At 69.0% G+C, this 21385-nt stretch carries 22 protein-coding genes and 3 pseudogenes; 13 read left to right on the forward strand and 12 right to left on the reverse strand.

The genetic code is table 11. The features are described from left to right. Positions 1 to 98 precede the first annotated feature (98 nt). Positions 99 to 1118, reverse strand: a complete 1020-nt coding sequence (locus PCA76_RS21065) for a dioxygenase family protein (protein WP_272612205.1) — start codon at positions 1116 to 1118, stop codon at positions 99 to 101. A 183-nt stretch (positions 1119 to 1301) separates the two neighbouring features. Beyond that, positions 1302 to 2255: a GlxA family transcriptional regulator gene (locus tag PCA76_RS21070; protein ID WP_272612206.1), complete on the reverse strand. Its 954-nt coding sequence runs from the start codon at positions 2253 to 2255 to the stop codon at positions 1302 to 1304. Positions 2256 to 2377: 122 nt separating this feature from the next. Between PCA76_RS21070 and PCA76_RS21075 the strand changes: the two genes are divergently transcribed. Further along, positions 2378 to 3037: a DJ-1/PfpI family protein gene (locus tag PCA76_RS21075; protein WP_272612207.1), complete on the forward strand. Its 660-nt coding sequence runs from the start codon at positions 2378 to 2380 to the stop codon at positions 3035 to 3037. Positions 3038 to 3081: 44 nt separating this feature from the next. Further along, complete coding sequence (locus PCA76_RS21080; RefSeq protein WP_272612208.1) at positions 3082 to 3399, forward strand: hypothetical protein; 318 nt, start codon at positions 3082 to 3084, stop codon at positions 3397 to 3399. Positions 3400 to 3481: 82 nt separating this feature from the next. Here PCA76_RS21080 and PCA76_RS21085 read toward each other — a convergent pair. Beyond that, positions 3482 to 4080, reverse strand: a pseudogene (locus tag PCA76_RS21085) (transposase family protein); the annotation flags it as partial. 131 nt (positions 4081 to 4211) lie between these two features. Between PCA76_RS21085 and PCA76_RS21090 the strand changes: the two are divergent. The 5 genes and pseudogenes from PCA76_RS21090 to PCA76_RS21110 all read left to right on the forward strand — a co-directional run bounded on the left by PCA76_RS21090 (position 4212) and on the right by PCA76_RS21110 (position 6906). Beyond that, positions 4212 to 4388: a hypothetical protein gene (locus tag PCA76_RS21090; protein WP_272619816.1), complete on the forward strand. Its 177-nt coding sequence runs from the start codon at positions 4212 to 4214 to the stop codon at positions 4386 to 4388. A 516-nt stretch (positions 4389 to 4904) separates the two neighbouring features. Beyond that, a complete protein-coding gene (locus tag PCA76_RS21095; RefSeq protein ID WP_272612209.1) occupies positions 4905 to 5297 on the forward strand; it encodes a hypothetical protein in 393 nt (130 codons plus the stop codon). 7 nt (positions 5298 to 5304) lie between these two features. Beyond that, positions 5305 to 5758, forward strand: a pseudogene (locus tag PCA76_RS21100) (hypothetical protein). Between the two features lie 39 nt (positions 5759 to 5797). After that, positions 5798 to 6226 carry a hypothetical protein gene (locus tag PCA76_RS21105; RefSeq protein ID WP_272612210.1) on the forward strand — a complete coding sequence of 143 codons (429 nt, stop codon included), beginning with the start codon at positions 5798 to 5800 and terminating at the stop codon, positions 6224 to 6226. A 155-nt stretch (positions 6227 to 6381) separates the two neighbouring features. Further along, positions 6382 to 6906 (forward strand): hypothetical protein, encoded by a 525-nt coding sequence (locus PCA76_RS21110; RefSeq protein ID WP_272612211.1) that lies wholly within the window; start codon positions 6382 to 6384, stop codon positions 6904 to 6906. 84 nt (positions 6907 to 6990) lie between these two features. Here PCA76_RS21110 and PCA76_RS21115 read toward each other — a convergent pair whose 3' ends face one another. Then, a complete protein-coding gene (locus tag PCA76_RS21115; protein WP_272612212.1) occupies positions 6991 to 7908 on the reverse strand; it encodes an SDR family NAD(P)-dependent oxidoreductase in 918 nt (305 codons plus the stop codon). A 57-nt stretch (positions 7909 to 7965) separates the two neighbouring features. Between PCA76_RS21115 and PCA76_RS21120 the strand changes: the two genes are divergently transcribed. Then, positions 7966 to 8409, forward strand: a complete 444-nt coding sequence (locus PCA76_RS21120) for a MerR family transcriptional regulator (RefSeq protein ID WP_272619498.1) — start codon at positions 7966 to 7968, stop codon at positions 8407 to 8409. 198 nt (positions 8410 to 8607) lie between these two features. Here PCA76_RS21120 and PCA76_RS32660 read toward each other — a convergent pair. The 3 genes and pseudogenes from PCA76_RS32660 to PCA76_RS21135 all read right to left on the reverse strand — a co-directional run. After that, positions 8608 to 9498, reverse strand: a pseudogene (locus PCA76_RS32660) (FAD-dependent oxidoreductase); the annotation flags it as partial. Next, positions 9381 to 9626, reverse strand: a complete 246-nt coding sequence (locus tag PCA76_RS21130) for an FAD-dependent oxidoreductase (RefSeq protein ID WP_272612213.1) — start codon at positions 9624 to 9626, stop codon at positions 9381 to 9383. The pseudogene PCA76_RS32660 and the gene PCA76_RS21130, both read right to left, overlap by 118 nt. A gap of 1 nt (position 9627) precedes the next feature. Beyond that, positions 9628 to 10188: a hypothetical protein gene (locus PCA76_RS21135; protein ID WP_272612215.1), complete on the reverse strand. Its 561-nt coding sequence runs from the start codon at positions 10186 to 10188 to the stop codon at positions 9628 to 9630. Positions 10189 to 10593: 405 nt separating this feature from the next. Between PCA76_RS21135 and PCA76_RS21140 the strand changes: the two genes are divergently transcribed. Then, positions 10594 to 11202, forward strand: a complete 609-nt coding sequence (locus PCA76_RS21140) for a TetR/AcrR family transcriptional regulator (RefSeq protein ID WP_272612216.1) — start codon at positions 10594 to 10596, stop codon at positions 11200 to 11202. A gap of 164 nt (positions 11203 to 11366) precedes the next feature. Next, positions 11367 to 11519, forward strand: coding sequence for a hypothetical protein (locus PCA76_RS21145; protein WP_272619818.1), 153 nt, complete (start codon positions 11367 to 11369; stop codon positions 11517 to 11519). A 43-nt stretch (positions 11520 to 11562) separates the two neighbouring features. Here PCA76_RS21145 and PCA76_RS21150 read toward each other — a convergent pair whose 3' ends face one another. The 3 genes from PCA76_RS21150 to PCA76_RS21160 all read right to left on the reverse strand — a co-directional run bounded on the left by PCA76_RS21150 (position 11563) and on the right by PCA76_RS21160 (position 16178). Beyond that, a complete protein-coding gene (locus PCA76_RS21150) occupies positions 11563 to 11967 on the reverse strand; it encodes a DNA polymerase ligase N-terminal domain-containing protein (RefSeq protein WP_272612217.1) in 405 nt (134 codons plus the stop codon). Between the two features lie 208 nt (positions 11968 to 12175). Next, entirely contained in the window at positions 12176 to 15364 is a 3189-nt protein-coding gene (locus tag PCA76_RS21155; RefSeq protein WP_272612218.1) for a penicillin acylase family protein, read from the reverse strand. A 358-nt stretch (positions 15365 to 15722) separates the two neighbouring features. After that, a complete protein-coding gene (locus PCA76_RS21160; protein ID WP_272612219.1) occupies positions 15723 to 16178 on the reverse strand; it encodes a hypothetical protein in 456 nt (151 codons plus the stop codon). Positions 16179 to 16377: 199 nt separating this feature from the next. Between PCA76_RS21160 and PCA76_RS21165 the strand changes: the two genes are divergently transcribed. After that, positions 16378 to 16500 carry a hypothetical protein gene (locus PCA76_RS21165; RefSeq protein WP_272612221.1) on the forward strand — a complete coding sequence of 41 codons (123 nt, stop codon included), beginning with the start codon at positions 16378 to 16380 and terminating at the stop codon, positions 16498 to 16500. Positions 16501 to 16567: 67 nt separating this feature from the next. Here PCA76_RS21165 and PCA76_RS21170 read toward each other — a convergent pair whose 3' ends face one another. Further along, on the reverse strand, positions 16568 to 17695 hold the full coding sequence (locus tag PCA76_RS21170; protein WP_272612222.1) for a M23 family metallopeptidase: 1128 nt from the start codon (positions 17693 to 17695) through the stop codon (positions 16568 to 16570). 13 nt (positions 17696 to 17708) lie between these two features. Beyond that, entirely contained in the window at positions 17709 to 18893 is a 1185-nt protein-coding gene (locus PCA76_RS21175; RefSeq protein ID WP_272612223.1) for a S8 family peptidase, read from the reverse strand. A gap of 436 nt (positions 18894 to 19329) precedes the next feature. On the opposite strand from PCA76_RS21175, the gene PCA76_RS21180 reads away from it, so the two are divergent. Together PCA76_RS21180 and PCA76_RS21185 are read left to right on the forward strand one after the other, a co-directional pair. Further along, on the forward strand, positions 19330 to 19548 hold the full coding sequence (locus PCA76_RS21180) for an MbtH family protein (protein ID WP_272612224.1): 219 nt from the start codon (positions 19330 to 19332) through the stop codon (positions 19546 to 19548). 13 nt (positions 19549 to 19561) lie between these two features. Next, entirely contained in the window at positions 19562 to 21385 is a 1824-nt protein-coding gene (locus PCA76_RS21185) for a non-ribosomal peptide synthetase (RefSeq protein ID WP_272612225.1), read from the forward strand.

A 21385-nucleotide genomic window follows, 5' to 3' on the forward strand; every position in this document is an offset into this window, starting at 1 on the left:
CCTGCGCGGCGCCGCCCGCAGCGGCGTGGGCCAGGTGGAGTGGCGACCAGGCGCGGTGAACGCCGTGGTCAGAGTACGCCCGTCGTTGGTCCGATCCGTCAGGCTGTGCCGCTCGAGCGAGGCTGCACCGGCGGGCGCCCGCCGGGTTCTCCGGCTCCCCCGGGTCCTCCGGGTCCGCCGGGCTGCGGAGGCGTGCCGGACGGGCCGCCACCGCCGGGGCCGCCGCCACCGGTCGGGATGGTGGCCGTATCGACCCGCACGGCCAGGGAGACGGCGTAGCCGCGAGTGACGTCACCGGTCACGGTGCCAAGCTGCAGCGCTCCGCCGTCGTCACCGAAGACGTTGTCGTTCTGCAGGGAGACCTGTGCGAGGTTCCGGACCGACGCTTCGTAGCCCTTCTCGGCGTACACCTTGTCGCTGACATCCTTGGGCAGGGCAACCTGGGAGGTGGCGATGGCTTTCGTGGAATCGCTGATGCCGGCCTGGTCGGTGTAGACCTCGAAATGGATGTGCGGCCAGCGACCGGTGTAACAGGCCGGGAAGATGCTGGTGAACCGTACCTTCCCCTGGGCGTCGGCGATCTGCACGCCGCGGAGGTAGTTCTGGTCCTCGACACCCTCGGAATACAGCGAGTAGCGACCTTCACGGTCACAGTGCCAGACATAGACGGCCGCTCCAGCGAAGGCTCCGCCGCCATTCGCCAGGTCCTGGATCGTCAATTCGAGCGTCATGGGGACACCCTCGGCGGTGCCGTTCGTCTCGCCGAAGCTCGACCGGATGTCGCTGCGGACGACACCGCTCTGCTCCAGAACGTCGGGGCCGTTCGAGCCGTCACCCGGGTAGGGGCCGGCCGTCTCGTCGGGAATCTCACCGGTCGTGCCGCCTGCGGAAGCCGACGAGGACGCCGTCGACGAGGACGAACTACCGCCCGACCCGTTCCCGCACGCCGCGAGGCCGACAGTAACGGTGCCCAGGCCGAAGGCCCGCAGCAACTGCCGGCGGCCCATCAGGGTGCCGAGGTCGAAGCCGAGGCCCTGATCGACGACATCCTCCTCGGGCCGGTCCAGCGGGCGGCCCTCGTACATCGGTCCCGGCTTGCGCTCCTGGTCGTGCCGCATTCAGACCCCTCCGATCGCGGTTGGCGGTGTCCATCCGCGAGTTCGACGATGGCCCTGGATCCGGGGAGCCAGCTATGCCGAAGCTAGGAACGGGCTGTGAAGCCGCCACCAGGCGGGCATGGACAACAGTTGACGCCCGTTCAAGGCCATCGAGCACTGCTCATCAAACAGGACGCCGCTCGCTCACACCCCCAAAGGCTGCGGACGGAAAACCTTCCGGTACGCGCCCGGTGTGACGCCGAGGAGTTGTCCGAACTGGGAACGGAAGTTGCTCGTCGTAGGGAAGCCGGTCTGGGCAGCGATCCGATCGACGGTGTGGTCGGTAGTTTCAAGCAGGTCCTGCGCGTGACGGATGCGTACCCCCGAAACCCACTGCATAGGGCTTTGCCCTGTCTCGTCCTTGAATCGACGTGTCAGCGTGCGCACACTCAGGCCGGCTGCGGCGGCGATGTCCGCGAGGGTGAGGTCACGGTGCGCGTTTGCCTCAATCCAGGAGAGCGCTCGTTCCAGAGTCGATGTCCGGTAGGTGGCGCGGTTCCGAACGATGTACTGAGCCTGCCCTCCCGGCCGGTGCAGCGGCGCGACGGCAAGGCGGGCGGCGTCTGCCGCGACGGCCGTCCCGTAATCGCGCTGGACGATGTGCAGGCACAGGTCGAGACCGGAAGCGGCTCCGGCGGACGTCAGGATGCTCCCGTTGTCCGTGTAGAGCACGTCGGGGTTCATCCGGACAGCGGGATGCCTTCGCGCGAGCTCGTCCGCGGCGAGCCAGTGGGTCGTCGCGTCGCGGCCGTCGAGCAGGCCTGCCTCGGCCAGCGTGAACGCGCCGACGCAGATCGACGCGATTCGCGTGCCGCGCGCCGCTCCGGCCCGCAGTGCTTCGAGAACAGCGGGTGGCGACGGCTGCAACGGGTCGTTTCTGCCTGGCACGACGACGAGGTCCGCGCGCGCGACCGCGTCCAACTTCTCATCAACAGCCAAGCGCAGCGGACCGGCCTGGACGGACGGCTCGTGGCCGGCGACGACGAGCCGGTAGCCCGGACGGCCGTCCGGTAGGCGCACACGCCCGAAGGTTTCAATCGGAGTGGCCATATCGAAGGCAATCGCATCTGGGAGCGCAAGCACGACGACGGTGTGCATCCCCTGAGGATAGGGCACTCTGCGGGTGGCCAGATTCAGGCACTTTCTGTCTTGATAGTCATGGCCAGCCCCTGCAACGGAGCGCGAACATAGGAGGAAACCTCCATCGGAAGAGATCCTCCATGACTCAATCCCGCGTCCAGTTCGTGCTCTTCGACGGGTTCGATCCCCTGGACGTCATCGCCCCGTTCGAGGTGCTCACCGCCGGAAGCGACCTCCTCGGTGGCGCGTTCGCGGTTGAGCTCGTCAGCGCGAGTGGTCCCGGCGTGGTGCGATCCGGCAACCCACAGATCACCCTGACAGCCACCGCCACGCTCGACCCGGAGACACCCGGCTACGTGGTTGTCCCAGGGGCAGTCGGCCCCGTCCATGGAGACCCAGACGCCGGAGACGAGACCATCCCCGTACTCCTGGGCCGGTTCGCTTCGAGCGCCGCGATGCCCCTCATCCGCCGCGCGCTCGACAACCCGGACATCACCGTCGCGGCCTTCTGCGGGGGATCACTCGCACTCGCGATGGCCGGTCTCCTCGAAGGCCGCACCGCGACCACGCACCTGCTCGGCATCGACCTGCTCGATGCCACGGGAGTGAACGTCGTCCGCGCTCGCGTGGTGGACGACGGCAACCTCATCAGTGGCGGCGGTGTTACTTCGGGCCTCGACGTGGCCCTCTACCTGCTCGAGCGTGACTTCGGCTCCCAAACCGCGCACGCGGTCGAGGAGCTATTCGAGTACGAGCGTCGCGGAACCACCTGGAAGACCACGGGTCAGCCTGCGGTCTGATCCACCTACCCCGCCCCTCTGAAAGTGCAGGTCACTAAGCGCAGATGAACACCATCGTCGGAACCTGGCTGCTACGCATGAAGACGCCCGTCGGCACTATCGAGGCCGACTACCACTTCGAGGAACACGATGGCGTGATCCGCGCTAGCGCGACCGGCGCTGGCGAGACCACGACCCTCACTGACATCGTGGTCTACGACGACCCAACCGGGCAGCGGGTCACCTGGCGGCAGAGCATCACCAAGCCGCTGCGCCTCAACCTCGCCTATGACGTCATTGTCGACGGCGATGCGCTCTCCGGCGAGTCCCGCGCCGGGCGGCTGCCGCAGACGCGCGTGACCGGCGAGCGGAGCAGCACGTGAGTGCATTCCTGCTCTCGGTCCATGTGCTCGCGGCGATTCGCACATTGGGCCTTTCCGAGTAACGGTTGGTGGCGTTGTGTGATCACGTCGTGCGGCGGTGGTCGATGTGGAGCAGGACCAAGGCGGCAGCGGTGATCCGGCCAATGCTCCAGGGACACAGGGCTGACGTTGCGCAGCGCTTTAAAGGTCGTCTTGAGCAGGGAGTTCCCGCGTTCGCTGATGGCGCGGACCGCGTTGTGGGCCTTGTTGAACTGCTGCTGTACGTCGGTGCAGGCATGGTTGCGTGGCTTCTTGAACGCCACCGTGATGGTGTCGGCCTCGCCTTCGTAGCCGAGGTCACCGAGGACCCGTAGGCCGGCGTCGGTCCAGGTTCTCAGCAGTGGCAGGATGCCGTGCTCGCGCAGCGCGGTGGTGTCGTGTTCACCGCCGGGACGTGCTGTCGATGTTGCTGTGGGCGTAGCCGGCCATCTTCGCGGCCAGCAACACCGAGTGCAGGCCGGGCGCTTGGGCGGCGAGCACGGTAAGGCCCTCATGCAGGTACGCGTACCCCGTCGACCTGCTGATCGTGTTGTCGCTGGCGAGTTGCGAGATGCGGGTGCCGTCGATCAGCCAGCGGATCACCAGGACAGCCTGTTTGAAGCAGCCCAACGACCTGGTCCCGGCGCGGGTGCCGAGCCGTTGCCCCCGCCTCGGCGGCGCCCGACCAAGTCTCGATCCCGTACTTCCCGCCCGGGAACTGCCCGCAGGGCACGCTCTGCATCTGGCCCACCTGGGAGAACCTGGAGAACGGCCCCACGTCGCCGCCGTCCCTGGTGACCAGAACCGAGTGGACCGGCAACGTCGCCGCGTACGCCGTCTACAACTACACATCCCGCAACGCCGAGATCACCTGGGGCTACACGTATCTCGGGAAGCCGCTCACCGGCAAGCCCTGCGCCACCCCCGGGTGGGGGGAGACACGTACGTGCCGATGCGCGCGACGAAGGTGAGTTGGCAGACGACCACCTGCTGACCTCCAGCCGTCACCCGACCGGACGACCTGCTGGCCGTCGAGTGCGGCGGCGATCGTCCGCCGGGTCGGGGCTGCGTCCGTGCTGAGGATTACACCCATAAGCCCGATCGAAGAAGGTGAACCGTGCTGCTGAAAGCCATCGCCATCGCCGCCTCTGTCGCAGGGATCACGCAGGTCGTGCCCACGACCTCGACCCGTGCGTCTGCTCCGAGGTCGCCGGCCGGCCCGGACGGTGTCGGCCGTCGTTTCCACAGTGGCGCCGTCGGGTGAGAGCACGGTCGGCTCCACTGTGGGCGGTGATCAGATGCTGGCGGGCCGTGGTGCCATCCGACAGATACCACCCTGAAACTACCTCAATCGTCACCAGACTCAGGTGGACGCCAGCTTCCGAGTGACCCGCCGGACTACGTCGTTTCAGGTGCTTGACCTGTCAATTTTCCGCCGGTAGTTTAAATTCGTAACTACAAGCATCTATCTATAAAGCAGGTGAACCGTGCTGTTGAAATCCATCGCCATCGCCATCGCCGCGTCCGTCGCAGGCGTGCTGGCCACCGCCCCCGCCGCCTCAGCGGCAGCACCCGGAGTGTCGATACAAGGCTGGGGGTCCGGGAACTGCCCGCAGGGAATGCTCTGCATCTGGCCCAACTGGAATCACCCGCCGCAGGGTCCCGTGGAGACGCCGTCTCTGACGACCAACAGCGAGTGGACCGGCAGCATCCAGGGATTCAACTTCTACAACGGCACAGGCCGCGACGCCGTAATATCCGGGTTCACTTTCGGCTCGTCGATTCCCTTCAAGAACTGCGCTCCTGCCGGCGGGACCGGGGGCGACCTGTATATACCGGTCAACGTGACGAAGGTGACTTGGCAGCTGACCCCCTGCTGATCCTCCACTGGGCCTTTCCGGCCTCCTGCACGCCGACCGGCAACGGCTCGGCACCCGCGCCGGGACCCGGTCGTTGGGCTGCTTCAAACAGGCTGTCCTGGTGATCCGCTGGCTGATCGACGGCACCCGCATCTCGCAACTCGCCAGCGACAACACGATCAGCAGGTCGACGGGGTACGCGTACCTGCATGAGGGCCTTACCATGCTCGCCGCCCAAGCGCCCGGCCTGCACTCGGTGTTGCTGGCCGCGAAGATGGCCGGCTACGCCCACATCAACATCGACAGCACGCCCCCGGCCGTGAACACGACACCACCGCGCTGCGCGAGCACGGCATCCTGCCACTGCGCTCAAGACGACCTTTAAAGCGCTGCGCAACGTCAGCCTGTGTCCCTGGAGCATTGGCCGGATCACCGCTGCCGCCTTGGTCCTGCTCCACATCGACCACCGCCGCACGACGTGATCACACAACGCCACCAACCGTTACTCGGAAAGGCCCAATGTGAGAATCGCCGCGAGCATGTTCCCGCGCTCCGCGCGTCTCGCCCTCGCCGCGCCCGACGACCCGAGGAGGGCTGTCGCGGTGCACATCCTGCACCGAATCACACGCGTCTACACAGTAATCGGCGTGCTCGTTCCAGTGTTCGGCCTCGCTAAGGGCGCGAGCATCGGCGTGCTCGGCGACACCTGGCTGATCGTCTCGATGATCCTGACTGCGGCTGCGGTCGCGATGCCGATCGCGTTCATTCTGCCCGCTCAGAAACGCGTCGTCCGCGCCCTCGACACGGGCGCGAACGACGCCGGCGTCTCGGTGCCTGACGGGACCGCACGCCGACTCGGGATGCTGACGGGCGTGTTCAACCTGCTGTGGGCAATCGTCGTCGTCCTGATGATCTACCGTCCTGGCTCGACCGCGGGAGTCGGGCTGTGAGCCCGCGCCGTACGCCACCGGGTATGGCTGCCACAGGGCACCTCATCACGCGCTCCACGCCACATCGGCGGTGACTCCGGCCAAGCGGGGCATGCGTTGGACCGGATAGGTCGCGGGGGTTTCGCCGGCTGCCGCTTCCGGGTAGCGGATGGCTCATGAACCGCAATCTCGTGAAGGGTCTGCAGGTTGCGTGGGGGCTGCCGGAGTTCCGCAACGGGGTGCGACACCTCATCGATCTCGAGGAAGTGTCAGTGCTGCTCGCGACGCTGTCCGTCCCGGATCATGACCGCGAGGTTGAGCGCAGCCTGTTGAGCCTGCTGCGGTCCGGCCTGGACACGATCGAGATCCGAGAGGCGGTGTTGCTGCTACTGGAGGAGGACGAGGTGCGCCGGCCGCTCGTCGCGGCGGCGGTGGAACCGCTTGCGGACCGACCGGGTCAGGTTGCCGCCATCGCTTCGGCGGCCGAGGATCCTGCGGTGCGGCGTGAGGTACGGGCGGTGCTGGGCAACGCCACGGTGCGGGAGCTGATCTGGCAGGCGATTGAGAACCAGGTGAGCGACAACCGGTTCGGCTTGATCCGCCGGGCGGCGGTGCTGTTCGTGCGGCACCCGAGCGTCCGGCGCCTCGCGTGGGCCGTGCGCCGGCACGGCGTGTTGCGCGAACTACGCCGGAAGCGGTGAAGTCCGCATCGATGGGCGCGAGCCCAGCGCGCTCGGCGGCATGGTTGGGCGTTGCGCCAGTACGGGTGGCGGGACGTGTGGGGATCAGTCGATGAGATTGAGGCCCGTCAGGTCGGCCGATAGCGCCCAGAGGCGAGCTGCCTCCCTGCTGTCGGTGGGGCTGCCGTCGGTGAGGTGGCAGTCCACGCAGTAGCCGCCGCCGTTCGCGTCGAGGTGGGGCGACGTGGCGGCCCAGACTTGGGTCGCCGCGCCTTGCTCGACGGTCTTGAACAGGCCCGGCGTAGGAGTCCCGTCCGCGTCGATCCAGCCGGCGGCGGCCATCTCCTCGACTCCAAGGTGCCGTTGCAGGGGAGTGAGGATCCAGCCGGGGCTGACGGAGAAGGCGCGGACGCGGTGCGGTCTGCCGAGCAGGTCGAGGTGGCGGGCGAACAGGACGTTCGCGAGCTTGGACTGGGTGTAGGCCTCCCACTTGTCGTAGCCGCGCCCAAACTGCACGTCGTCCCACCGGATACGCCACGACGGGTTGCGGCCGGAGGCGACCGAGACGACCCGAGCCGTGCCGGGCGCGGTGAGCGCGGGCCACAGCAGGTTCGCCAGCGCGTAGTGACCGAGGTGGTTGATCGCGAACTGCGCTTCCCAGCCGGGTCCTACCCGTGTCTCCGGGCAGGCCATGATTCCGGCACTCGCGATCAGGATGTCGAGGGCGGAGTGGATGCGTAGGAACCGTTCGGTGAACGCGCGGACGGAGGCGAGGTCGGCGAGATCGAGCTGGTCGACCTCGACCCCGGCTACGCCGGCGAGCGCCTGCTTCGCTGCGTCCGGCCTGAGCGCTGGGACGACGACCCGAGCCCCGGCTTGGGTGAGCGCGAGGGTCGTGGCGAGACCGAGGCCGGAGTAGCCGCCCGTGACGACAGCGGTCTTGCCGGTGAGGTCGATTCCGGCGAGGACGTCTCCGGTCGTGCTGTGGGCGCCGAACGTGGTGTGGGTCGTGTCGCTGGTCATGCCGCGGACGCTAGGTGCTAGACCGAGGTCTAGGTCAACGGGGCTACGGTCGACGCTATGACGGACAGGGGCCTGAGCATCGGCCAGGTGGCGCAGCGCACCGGGTTGAGCGTGCACGCCCTGCGGCTCTACGAGCGTGAGGGTTTGTTAGCCAGCGAGGTGCAGCGCGACGGGTCCGGCAGGCGCGTCTACAGTGCCTGGGACGTCGAGTGGCTGGCGAACTGCGTGAAGTTCCGGGCCTCCGGGATGCCGCTCACGACGATCAGCCGCCTGGCCCAGCTCGTCCGCGAGGGCAGCGGCAACGAGGCCGAACGGCTCGAGCTGCTCCGCGAACACCAGCGCTACATCACCGAGCAGCTCGCGCAGCTGAGCGACTGCCTCGAACTCGTCAACGTCAAAGTGGCCAGCTACGAACAACACCTTGCCACCGGCGCCTCCGGAGATCCCTGGCAACAGCAACCCCGGCCCGCACCGAAAGAGCACAGACACCAGATGGGCTGAGCAGTGAGCCGTCGACCCCCGGCCCGGGGCGTTTGCCGACGGGCAGATGGCGCGATGGAGCCCAGGTAAGGTACCCGCGGTCACCATCAGCGGCCGTATGTCTCCAGCAGCCGCAGCCAAACCTCGCTGACGGTCGGGTACGATCACCTTCCGGTCCTCGTCGACGACCATGCGGGCGTGTCCCGTGTAGCCATCAGCGTGCAGAGAAGATCCGGCAACTGCGCCCAGGGCGTAGTCCACGACCCGGATCCGCAGTCCGGCTGCCGCAGCCGCGGCTGCGGTCAGCCCCACCGACGCGATCTCCGGGTCGGTGAAGACCACCTGCGGCACCGCACGGTCATCAGCGGTAGCCGCGTGCCGGCCCCACCGGCCGTCCTCGACCTTCTCGCCCTTCGCCCGGGCCACGATCACGTCGCCGACCGCGCGTGCCTGATACTTGCCCTGATGGGTCAGCAGAACCCGCCGATTCACATCACCAGCGGCATACAGCCACTCCCCGCCCCCGACGACGCGCAACGTGTCGTCGACCGCCAGCCAGGCACCCGGCGCCAGTCCGACGCTGTCCAGGCCGATGTCCTGGGTTTTCGGCGTACGGCCAATCGCCACCATTACCTCGTCGGCCTCGACCCGGTCACCGTCGGCGATCCCAATGTGGACGGTCCCGCTGTCGTCGCGGTTGACGGAAACGGCCCTCGCGCCGAGGCGTACCGACACACCGGCCTCGCGCAACGACTCCGTGACCAACTCAGCGGCGAAGGGCTCCACCGACGGCAGCACACCGTCGCGGGCCAGCACCGTCACCGACCCGGCCGAGGCGGCCTCCCGGCTGGACCACGGCGCCGCCTCCCGCAGACCCGGGATATCCGGCAGCAGAGCGCTGCTACCGGTCGCGACGACCACCGCGTGCCGCGCGGTCAACCTCGTCGTGACACCGTCGACGCCGGTCACCTCGACGACCCGGGCGGAACTGATCAGTCCCTGGCCGCTCCCGTCACCGCCTCCCGCGCACCCGGCAGTTGGCGGGCCGACCGCAACGCGGACGCGCTGCGCAGCAACGCTTTCGTCGGCATGCAGGCCCAGTACGAGCACTCCCCGCCGACCAGCTCCCGCTCGACAATGGCGGCGGTCAGGCCGCCCTGCACGACCCGGTCGGCGACGGTCTCCCCGACCGGACCCGCACCAATCACGATGACGTCGTACTCGATGGTGGGGGTCATGTCAGTTGCCCTTCGCGCTGCGGCCGAGGCGGATGGCGGCGATGAGGAAGAAGATGGCACCGGGGATGGCGTAGCCAGCCGCGTTGGTCAGCGACGGGTTGTCCGCGGAAGCAGCAGCGATGAAGGATCCACCGGCCAGAACCGAGATGCCTCCACTGATGATCATCGGCCACTGCCCGCCCATCCTGCGACGAGTGACACCCACGATCAGCTGCACCAGACCGGCCACGATCGCCCAGGCACCCCACACCCGCAGAACAGCGGGGATGCCAGACGCGCAGGCGACACCTATGCCGACGGCGGTGATCAGGCTGACCGCGATGTTCACGTACAGCAGAGCCGGCGAGCCGGTGGTCCGCGAGGAACGAAGGTCGTAAATGGCGGCGCCGACGTCGAACAACGGGTAGAGCACGAAGAGCACCACCGTGAGCGGGCCGATCTCCTTGGCGGTCGCGATCGTCACGAGTGCCCAGACGATGGCGAACGCGAAGCGGGTGAAGTACAGCCGCCGTAGTGCGGCAGCGGTCTGGGAGATACCGGGCGAAGCAGCAATGCTGGTCACGGTGTCCCTTTCAAGGGAGGCGCAGAGAGACCGAACGTTCTGTCACGACCCAGCATGGCAACCCCCGACTTGAGCTGTCAAGACCGAACGTTCTATCCGCAGGAGTGAGCAGTGGCACAGCAGGCGGCCGCTCAATGCGGGGGTCGCGGCTGCTCAAACGGCCGCCCCGGCCCGGCCCGGCAAAAGGACATCCAGCCGGTCGGCATCGACTGGCGCTTGAGTGCGGGCGCGGCTTGCCCGGCCGGCGTCGGGCGCCGCGCCACCTGCGCCTCGGCAACGATGGGGTACGCCCCGAGCTGATCATGACCGGCGCGGCCCGCTTGTGGCGGAGGCGGCCAGGCTCGGCTGCCGGACCCGAGGGCCGCTCGCATATCAGACCGAACGTTCTATCGCTAAGATGGTTGTATGGCGCGCATCGCAACCGACACCCGGCCCTCCGAGGCGCGACTCCGGCTCCTCACCACGGCAACCAGGATCTTCTACGCGGAGGGCATCCACTCCGTCGGCGTTGACCGGATCATCGCCGAGGCAAAAGTGACGCGGGCTACCTTTTACCGGCACTTCCCCAGCAAGGAAGACCTCATTCTGGCCTACCTGCGTGAAGTCCATCAGATGGATCGCGGCGCCGTCGACGCGGCCATCGCCAACAACCCGTCGCCGGTCGACCCCCTCCTGGCCATCGCTGGCTCCATCGCGCAGAACATCCAGTCCCCCGGGTTCCGCGGATGCGCCTTCCTGAACGCCGCGGCAGAGTATCCCGACACCGACCACCCCGTGCACCAGGAGATCATCTCCCACCGGCGATGGTTCCTGGACACCCTCACCATGCTGATGGCGCAGGTCCACGAAGAAACCGCAGATCCCGCCGCGCGCCACTTCGTCATGCTCCGCGACGGCGCCATGGCAGCCGGATGCCTTTTCGACCCCGCGTTGGTGTCGGAGACCTTCCTCCGCGGGATCGAAGGCCTCCTCCGGATCAATAGCGAGCGCCAGTCGACCGAGTCCGCACGCTAGTACTACAACAGCGTTCTCGGAACTCGCCTGGTCCGAAAGCGACCAGATCGTTTGCCATTCCGCTAACGCGGCTCCTGCCCAGGACCAGGGTCGACGAGCAGCTCGGGGTGCAGTCGGAATCTGACACGCCGGCTGGTGGGGTGACGGTGTCGGAAGGACCGCCGTTGGGGTACCTGCGGTACAACCTGTCCGATCGCGACGTTGAAGAGTTGCTGGTCGAACGCGGCGCGAAGATCGACCACGTCACCGTCTACCGCTGGGTGCAGCGGTTCACCCCACAGCGGGCCGACTACGAACGGACAGGACAGCGCAGGTGATCGTCGCCGGACACGCGTTCATGCAGAACCTCCGACACGGACACTACGAACTCGGCGTTGACGCCCCGCCCGCTCTGCGGGTCACCGCGCGCTCGTCCGGAGGCTGCTCTCTCGTCAGGTGGAGCAGCCACCCCTCGCCGGTGCGGATGAGCGCGTATCGCCGGCGGCCGGTGCGGCCGTGCAACGTGAACAGCATCCGACGCTCGGTGCGGTCGTGCTCCTCCCAGGTGCCGATGTCGGCGATCGACTTGTCGGCGTCCTCGTAGGTGAGGTGATCGAGGTGGTGGTCGGGCACGGCGATCGCGAGCCGGTTGTCGTTGGGACTGTCCGGCAGGCCGCGAGGAACCGCCCAGGAGCGCAGCACACCGCTCTCTTCGAGCCGCAGGTCGAAGTGCGGTCGTGGTTTGCGGTGCTGGTGCAAGACGAATGCAGGTGCCACTCTCACCATTGTCCGCGCCCGCCAGCCCCACCGCCTGCCTATGGACGCGCTACTTTCTGACCTCGTCCCGGATCTTGTCGCCACTGACATCGACGGAAATTGCCTCAGCCCGAGATGGCGGCGACGTGGATCGTCGTCACCGCCCGGCCTGCCGGCACGGCGCTGTGCACGCCCCGAAGGGGCCGGCGGGTGGTTCCCGCCGGCCCTCCGGCCGAGCTCACCGTCCGTAGAGCTCGAATTCGTAGAGCGAGAACCCGTACGAGGTGGCCCGGCTGACCCCGTACACCCGCACGTAGCGAGCGCTGACCGGGGCGAAGGTGGCGTTGTCGACGCCGCCGTTGCCAGTGGTGGTGCTGAACACCGGTTGCCAGGAGGTGCCGTCACCGGAGACCTCGATTCGGTACCCGCTGCCGTACGCGGACTCCCAGCGCAGTACCGCCCGGCTGACCGTCCGGGCCGCGCCGAGGTCAACCCGAAGCCACTGGTTGTCCTTGTAGCTGCTGGACCACCGGCTGCCGAGACTGCCGTCGACCGCCTTGTCCGGGGTGTTGCTGGTCAGGAACTGGGTGCTCGACGCGGTGGCCGGACGGCCCTGCGCCAGGTTGGTGACGTTGTCGCCGCGGCGCGCCGGAAACGAGACGACCTGCTGGTAGGTGGGACGGTTCTGCCAGGCGATCAGCGGGTGGGTGATGCCGCCGAGCCCGGACTGGGCGATGGAGTCGGCGCACCACTGGTCGCCGGCCCCGCAGGAGGTGTCACCCGGGTAGACCGTGGTGGCCGGCACCGCGGCGGCGCCGCCGAGCGTGTCGAGCAACGCCTGCCGGCACGCGCTGAGGTTGCCGTTGCCGCAGTACGCGCGCCCCGGCCCGCCGGCGACGGGGTCGTCGCCGAGCACGGTGCGCAGGTCCTTGTCGACGTAGCCCCACCAGCCGTACTGGAACGACGAACCCTTGTGCGCCTGCCCTTGCGCCGCCCAGCTCACGGTGCCGTCACGCCCGCCGTTCTGGCCGCCTGACGGCGCCTCGTTCACCTCGATGGCATCGACCAGGGCGCCATACAGGTCGGGCCCGAGACCGGGTCGGAACTGGGCTGCGGCCAGCAGCGGCCACCAGGCGTCGAAGATCCGGATAGCCTCGGCGTGCTGGTAGACCTTGGAGCCGGGTGACGTCTCCACCCGGCGGGAGCCGGCCTGCTGCCACGCCCGCAGTTTGCTCACGGCGGCGGCCAGCGCCGGGTCGGTGACCGGCGTGCTGTCGAGCACCCGCAGCAGTTCGCCGAGAACCTGCTGGCCACGCAGGTCGGTCACCGCCGCCTCGGCGGTGATCTTCACAATGTCGGCGCGGCCGAGCTTGCGCTGGGCGATGGCTGCGCGCACCGGACCGTCGAGCAGTTGACCCCGGTGCACCGCGCCGTAGCTGAAGTTGCCGTCGGCCGCGGCGAAGTCCTGCGCCTGCTTGTTGTTCCAGCTGACGTAGTAGTCCTGGTTGACTGACTGCGGGTGGGCCGACGCCGGGGTGTAGGTGGCGTCGTTGGTGTCCGGGTTCCAGCCCACCCACTCGTAGGCCGGCTCAGCCTTCGTCGGCAGGTTGGGGTCGGCGGTGGCGGGCCGGACCGGGTTCGAGCCGGAGTTGAAGTACGCCGCCTCGGTCGAGTTGACGTAGAACCAGTTGAACGCATACCCGACGTTGGCCGCGGACGCCTGGAACGCCGCCGCGCTGCCCATGGCCGACGGGTCGTTGTACGCCTGGAAGCCGATCGCCGATTCGGCCTCGTGCCGGTAGGTGGAGCGCAGCTTGGTGAACGCGGTCGGCTGCCCGTTTACCAGGCCCCGGTAGGACACCAGCCCGTACTTCGTGCGCAGTGCGCGCAGCGTGTACGAGCCGGCCGGGGTGGAGTCGGCGAGCGTCGGCGACCAGGAGTTGCGCCGCTCCAGCACCTCCATCGCCAGGCACTGCCCCCGGTGGAGGTAGCGGTTGGAGCGTAGCGTCGGGGCACTGCCGTCGGTGGTGCACAGCGGCACCGCGTACGTGTCGGTCAGATCCTGGGAGGCGGAGGTGGCGCTCCAGGCGTAGTCCTGACCGCGACCGAGCAGCACGTAGAGGTTCAGCCCGGCGAACGCGGCACCGCGCGCGCTGATCCCCGGCCCTTGAAGTTCCTGGAGCATGAGCAGCTGCGGGGCGAAGTAGCCGGTCTGCGGGCCGAACACGGCGACCGGGTTGCCGGTAGTGGTGTGCCTGCCGGAGACCACCACCGCGTTGGACATGCCGTGTGCGCGCAGGTTGGACAGCCCGCCGAGGAGTTCGTGGGTGGCTGTGCTGGCACCGGCGCGGGCGGCGGCCCCGCCGCTCTGTTCGTAGGCGAGGGGCTCAGCGATCACCGTGCCGGCGTCGGGGAGTACCGCGCTGGTCGCGCCCGGCGGTGTCGCGCCGTACGGAAAACTCTGCCCGTCGTGCAGCGTGAGCACGGTTTCCGGGTCGTTCTGCGAGCGGAACGCCTGCCAGACCCGGTCGCCCTCGGTGGTGCCGTACTTGGCCCGGGCGGCCACCCGGACCAGCGCGGACTGGATCTCGCTGCCACCGCCCCCGCCGAAGAGCCCGCCAACCACACCGGCGGTGGCGATCAAATCGGTCATGGTGAAGTGCGTCGGCTTGCCAGCGCCGGTCAGCACGTACTCGCCGGGGTAGTTGTCGTCGGCGATCGACTTGTCGATGTAGGCGTTGATGCCAGTGATGTAGTCGACCACGTCGGTGTAGAGCTGCTGGCCCCGCGTGCCCTTGAGGCGCAGCGCGTCGACCTGCGCCTGGAGGTCCGCCTCCGCGTAGGGCGAGTTGGCCCAGATGCTCTGCTCCAGCTCACGGTTGCCCGGCGCGCCACCGGCGAACGAGGTGAGCGTGCCGCGACCGGCGTGCCGCAGCAGGTCCATCACCCAGAGCCGGTCCTGGGCCCCGGCGTAGCCGGCGCCGAACATGGTGCCGGCGCGGGTGGTGCCGGTGACGTGCGGGACACCGGTGGCCTTGTCCCGCACGATGGTGACGTCCGCCCGCGGTGAAACGGTGCTCTCGACCTGCGCGGCGGGGACGCCGAACGAGGCGTCGTTGTAGAAGTGGGCGATCTGCTCGTCGGTCAGCCCGGCGTAGTTGTAGACCAGGTTCGCGTACTCGTCGAGTTGGTCGCTGGAGTGTGCCGGGCGGGTGCCGAGCGCCTGGTGGGCCAGGATGGCGACCAGCGTGGCGTTGCCGTTCTGCCCGGGAGGCAGGATGTCGGCGCACTGGCCGAGGCAGTAGTCGTCGGGGGTGAAGGTGGTGGCGGCGAGCGCCGGTGACGGCGGGGTGACCGTCAGGACGCTCGCGGTCAGGGCGGCGGCGGTGAGCGCCGCGAGCCGGGCACGAAGGGCGGGTCTAAGCATGGCGATCCTCCGGGGACGCGGAGTCGGGCCGTTCGGGTACGCCCGGCTGCTGGTGCCGACCTCTCGCCCTCCGTGCCCGGGCGTTCCGCCTGGAGGTGAGAATGACTCATGTCAATCTGTGGGCAATGATCGGCGCAGGACCGCCGTCCGGGATAGCCGTCGTTCACCACGCGCGAATGCCGACGTTTCGCCGTCTTTCGCCACCCGGAACGGGCACGGTGAGAGTGACGCCGTTGCCGCCCCGTACTGCTGTGCGGCGCGGACGTCACATCGGTGACGATCGCCTCTTGGCAGGTAGGAGTGCACTTCCGGGCGCGCGACGAGACTGGACCGGGTCGCGGCTGCCAGGTGCTAGTCGCTATCCAGCCGACCCAGTTCGGTAGTACGTGTCGAGGAAAGCTGCGTAGCGCCCGGCGTCGTAAGACTCCTCCACCCACGCGATCTCGTTGAGGAGCTCTCGGGCTTCGTCGGTGCACAAAGCCGCGAGGTACTCCTTGGTCCTGACCACGCCTGCCCCCAGCATCAATTCCGCGTCGACGGCACCGGTCGCGTCCATACTGGTGCCACGGGCACGGTGAACCAACAGTGCGTCCTCGACGGTGCCGGCGTGCCAGAGCTGGACGGCGCAGATCCGCATCAGCTGCGTGTTGCCGGGGACAGTGCCCATTCCAGCGTAGGTGTCCGCCTCGCGCTGGGTTTCGCGCACGAGGACCTCCCGAACGGTTGGGACCTGGTCAGCGCCGACACGCAAGCCGTAGGCCGCCAAGTGCTCTTCGGCGTCCCGCTCGTACTGGTCATAGATGTCCATCGCCACGCGCCCTGTGTAGCAGGAGCAGAGCACACCTTGATAGTTCAAACCAGGCCGCGCCTCCGCGCGGCACCGGCACGGTCATGTTCGCGGAGCATGGTCAGCAGCCCGGGAAAGCGTCGTTCCACGTCGTCGTAGCGCAGCTGGCCCGCAGGCGCGCGCCGCAGCCGTCGAGGACGTCGCCGCCGCGATCCGTGACGGCGCCTTGCCGGTCGGCGAGGAGCACGGCCTGCCCCTGCTCCGCTTCCCACTGCACCGCACCGCCGACGCTCACCGGGCGGTGGAGACCGGCGCGGTCGGCAAGGTGCTGGTGGACGTCACGCCCTGAAGTTCAGCCAGCTACCACCTCTCCGACTCGATCGGGTGCGGGTCCACTCACCGGCCATGAGAGCTCGTCACCCACCGGTGAGGGGAGGTAGCGGCTCTACCACCGCTTCCTCCTCGGGGACGGCGAGCTCCCGGACACGACCGCTGCCCGGGCCGGCGGGCCACTCACGGAAACGCCGGAACAGCATCGGCACCCCGCGAGCGACGGAGAGGTCTGCGCTGTCCATGGCCTGCATGTGCAGGTGTGGCTGAGTCGAGTTGCCGGAGTTGCCGCAGTCGGCGATGTGCTGGCCCTCGACCACCTGCTGCCCGACGGAGACGCGGATGGAGCCGGTCCTGAAGTGCGCCAAGGCCACAAAACCGCCGCCGCCGGGCAGCGCGATGACCAGGTGGTTGCCGGCGACGGCAGCCACTCCCCTGCGCAGCCGTCCGGACTGGCCCAGCATGTACGGCACCAGGGCGGTCTGCGACCGTCGTGCCTCGTGATCCGGCTCGCCGTCGTGCGCCGCGACGACCGTGCCGCCGACGGGTGCCAGGATCGGCCGGCCGAAGGCGTGGAAGATCTCCGGCGGCTCGGTGGTGAGAAGGCTTCGCCAGTCGCGGCTGTCCGACGTCCGCCAGTCGTCGTCCACCGCGACGAAGTCGATCGCGTAACGCCCGCCGAGCAGGTCGGTACCGTGGCTCGGCACCTGGCGGGCCGGGCTGTTCCTCGTCAGCCACAGTCCCGTGAACGGCAGTGAGATCTCCACCCCGCGGGCCCCGGGCCCCTGTACGGCCGGCCGGCTGAGCCGGCCGGCGGCGGTGCCACCAGCGGCGACGACGGTGGCGCCGATCGCGACGGTGCGTGCCACGAAGAGCCGACGGGAAGTGTCCACGTCCCCGGATCGACGCGGCGACCGGACGGCACGGCGCAGCAGGGGGCGGACCAACTCGCCCACCAGAAGCGCGAGGGTGAGGTAGAGCAGCATCGGCAGCCAGACGGCGGCCGACCAGTATGCGAGGCGGCGGACCTCGAAGGGCGGTTCCAAGGGTCCGGCCGCCAGCAGCAGGGCGGTGTTCGCCGCGAGCAGCCAGATGAGCACCGTGCCGATGCGCCGCCACGGGCCGCCCTCGCGGGAGACGTCCTTGACCAGACGCCGGTACAGATACCAGTGGGCGGCCGCGAGGACGGCCAGGATGATAGCGGCGATCAGCAACGAGAGTCCCGCCTCAGCGCACTGTCTGGAGCAGCTTGTTGGGCGTGGGGCCGGCCGGCACGCCGGACAGCGCGCCGGTCACGGCGGCCAGGTCCAGGGCGCGGCCCACCTGGTTCGGGGCGGCCTTGGGCCGCCCGCCGAGGTAGAGCGCCGCCGCGCCGGAGACGTGCGCGGCCGAGACGGAGGTGCCGGAGTCGGTGTTCGTGCCGCCGCCCGGCCAGTCGGAGGTGATCTCGACCCCGGGGGCGTACATGTCCAGGCCCTGGCCGTAGTTGCTGAACGACGCGACCTGGTCGGCGCAGTCGGAGGAGCCCACGGTGATCGCCTCGCGCACCCGGGCCGGCGAGGAGTTGTCGACGTCGTCGGAGCTCGCGCCCGCCGACAACACCCAGGTGACGCCCGACGCGATGGAGGCGCGCACCGCTTCGTCGAGCACCTCGCTGACCGGGGCGCCGATGATGAAGTTGGCCACCGATGGGCCTGCGGCGTGCTCGGTGATCCAGTCGATCCCGGCCACCACCCCGTCGAGGGTGCCGCCGCCCTGCGCGTCGAGCACCTTCACCGAGATCAGCCGTGCCTTCTTGGCGACGCCGTACCGGGTGCCGCCGACGATCCCGGCCATGAGGGTTCCGTTGCCCTGCTCGTCGCTGCCGTCACCGCCGAACGCGTCGAAGCCGGGCCGAACGCGCGGCGCGAGGTCGGGGTGCCCGTAGTCGATGCCGGTGTCGACCAGGTAGACGTCCACGCCGGCTCCCGCACCGGCCGGGTAGGTGTACCTGCCGTTCAGCGGCAGCGCGCGCTGGTCGATCCGGTCCAGGCCACAGGACGGGTTCCGCTGCGTGCGGGTGCGCGACCCCGGCCGCTGCACCCTGGTGTTCTGCTCCACCAACCGCACGGACGGATCCGCCGCCAGCCGCCGTGCCTGTTCCTCGGTGGCCTCGACCAGCACGCCGTCCAGCGCGCTCTCGTAGCTCTTACGCACCCGTACGCCGTACTTGCCGGCGACGTCGGGCCGGTCGCCGTCGGCGAAGAGCACCAGATAACTGCCGTTCACCGCCTGGGCGCTGCCCGAGTTGACGATGGACCCGACGGCCTCGGCCGGCCCGGGGACGGCCATGATGCCCATGCCGAGCGCGGTGCCGGCGGCCACCACGATGGCGCCGACTCTGCGGCGGACGGTCAGCGACGCTGCGGGCACGGTTCCTCCTGGAGGATGGGTCATCGTCTCGTCCACGCTAGTCGGCCCCGAGGCGGAGCCTTGACCGGCAGCGCACGCGCCCTGCCGAATGTGCGCACCCTGCGCGGATCGCACATGTTCCGTGCGCTGCCGATGCATAGCCACCCGCATTCCGCTCCTCATGTAAGGGACACCCGCAGGTGGCCCAACTGCTTGCGCACCACGGTCCCGCACAGCTCGTCATCGGCGCCGGTCATCACCTGCACGGATCCCCGGATCACGAGGGCCTTCGGTGTGCGGCCTCGAGTCGCAGTTTTCGCGACGGGGGTGGCTGTTGTCGATGTCCAGCCGCATGTTCCAGGTGTTGTTCTAGTACCTCCTCGAGCAGGCAGCCCGAGGTGTCGCTCCCACGGTCGAATAGGCCCGGAACACCCGCGGGCAACCCGACGGAGGAGAGATGCGCGACAACCAGGAGAGCCGCCCCTACAAGGTCGTGCTCAACCACGAGGAGCAGTACTCGATCTGGCCGGCCGGCCGCGAGAACGCCCCGGGCTGGCGCGACGAGGGCACCACGGGCACCCGCGAGGAGTGCCTGGCACACATCGAGGAGGTCTGGACCGACATGCGTCCGCTCAGCCTGCGCACCCGGATGGCGGAGCAGGCGGCGTCCCGCTGAGGGAGGAAAGCTGATGGAGAGCACATTGGCACATGAGGTGTTCGCGCGGTGGGCGCGCGAGCAACCGGACGCAGTCGCGGTCAAGACCAACGAACAAACCATGACGTACGCCGAAGTCGACGCCCAAGCCAACCGCCTCGCCGCCGCACTACGCTCCCACGCCGTCGGCCCAGAAATACGCGTCGCCATCTGCCTGCCACGAACCACCGAATGGATCGTCGCACTCCTCGCCGTCTTCAAATCAGGCGGCGCCTACGTACCCCTGGACCCCGAATACCCACCCGCACGCCTGGAATACATGCTCACCGACTCCGGCGCCGCCGCACTCATCGGCACCGGCCCCCTCAGCGAACACCTCGCACACACCTGCAACCTGCCACTGGTGCCCCCCGACGCCCACGACGACACCCCAACCACCAGCAACAACCCCCACCCACAAAACCTGGCCTACGTCATCTACACCTCCGGCTCCACCGGCCGCCCCAAAGGCGTCCAGATCAACCACGCCTCACTCGCCAACATGCTGGCGGGGCTGGCGCCCTCGCTGGAGGTCGGTCCGGGGCGGCGCACCCTGCAGTGCGTGTCGTTCAGCTTCGACATCTCCGTCTTCGACACCCTGGCGACCCTCACTAACGGCGGCACGCTCGTCATCGCCGCCAAGGAGGAGGTCTCCTCGCCGGACCGGCTGGCCGCCCGGCTGCGCGCCGATCGCATCCACATGGTGGCGCTGCCGCCCTCCGTGCTCGCGACCCTGGCCGGCCAGGAGTTCCCCGACCTGGCGGTGGTGGGTTCGGGCGGAGAGGCGTGCCCGCCCAAGCTCGCGGCCTCGTTCGCCGCCCGGCACCGCTTCGTCAACGGCTACGGCCCGACCGAGACGACGGTCGCGGCCTCCCTGTTCGAGGTCACACCGGATCACGGTGAGCTCGCCTCGGTGCCGATCGGGGTGCCCTTCGCGGGTGTGTCGCTGTACGTCGTGGACGACCCGGCGGGGACGATGACGCCGCCGGGCGAGACGGGCGAGATCTGCATCGGCGGCGCGGGTGTCGGCCGCGGCTACCTCGGCCGGCCGGCGCTGACCGCGGCGGCGTTCGTCCCGGACCCGTTCTCCGGCGTGCCGGGCGCCCGCATGTACCGCACGGGAGACCTGGGCAGATTCCTGCCGGGCGGCCCTCTGGAGTTTCAGGGACGCGCCGACGGCCAGGTCAAGATCCGCGGCCACCGGATCGAGCTCAACGAGATCAAGCAGGCACTGGAACGCCACCCTCAGGTGAGCCAGGCGGCCGTGGTGGTCGGTGAGACCGGTCTGCTGGGCCGGCAGATCCTCGCGTTCGTCCTGCCCGCTCGGGGGGAACACGCCGTCACCGGGGGCATGCTGCGCCGCCATCTCGCCGACGAACTGCCCGACTACATGATCCCCAACTCCATCGCGCTGCTGCGGGAGTTCCCGCTGACGCCGAACCACAAGGTTGACCACGAGGCCCTGCTGTCCCAGCGCGCCGCCCCGCGGCGACGCGATGTGGCGCCCGTCCCGCCGCGCACCGCCGTCGAGAAGGACCTGCTGCGGATCTGGCAGGAGGTGCTGGGGCAGCCGGAGATTGGGATCCGCGACGACTTCTTCGAGCTGGGCGGCCACTCCCTGCTCGCCGCCCAGGTGGTCGCCAAGGTCGAGAAGTTTCACGGCGTGCACCTGCGGCTCGAGACGCTGCTGGCGCACGGCCGGACGGTCGAGGGCCTGGCCGGGGCGGTGTCCCGGGCGGCGGCCGGCGGCGGGACGGCACGCCCGCCCATCACCCGTGTCTCGCGCCCTACCCGACGCCGACCTGATGTGAAGGAGTAG

It is taken from the genome of Micromonospora sp. LH3U1 (assembly GCF_028475105.1).
In the GTDB taxonomy this organism is placed as follows: Bacteria; Actinomycetota; Actinomycetes; order Mycobacteriales; family Micromonosporaceae; genus Micromonospora.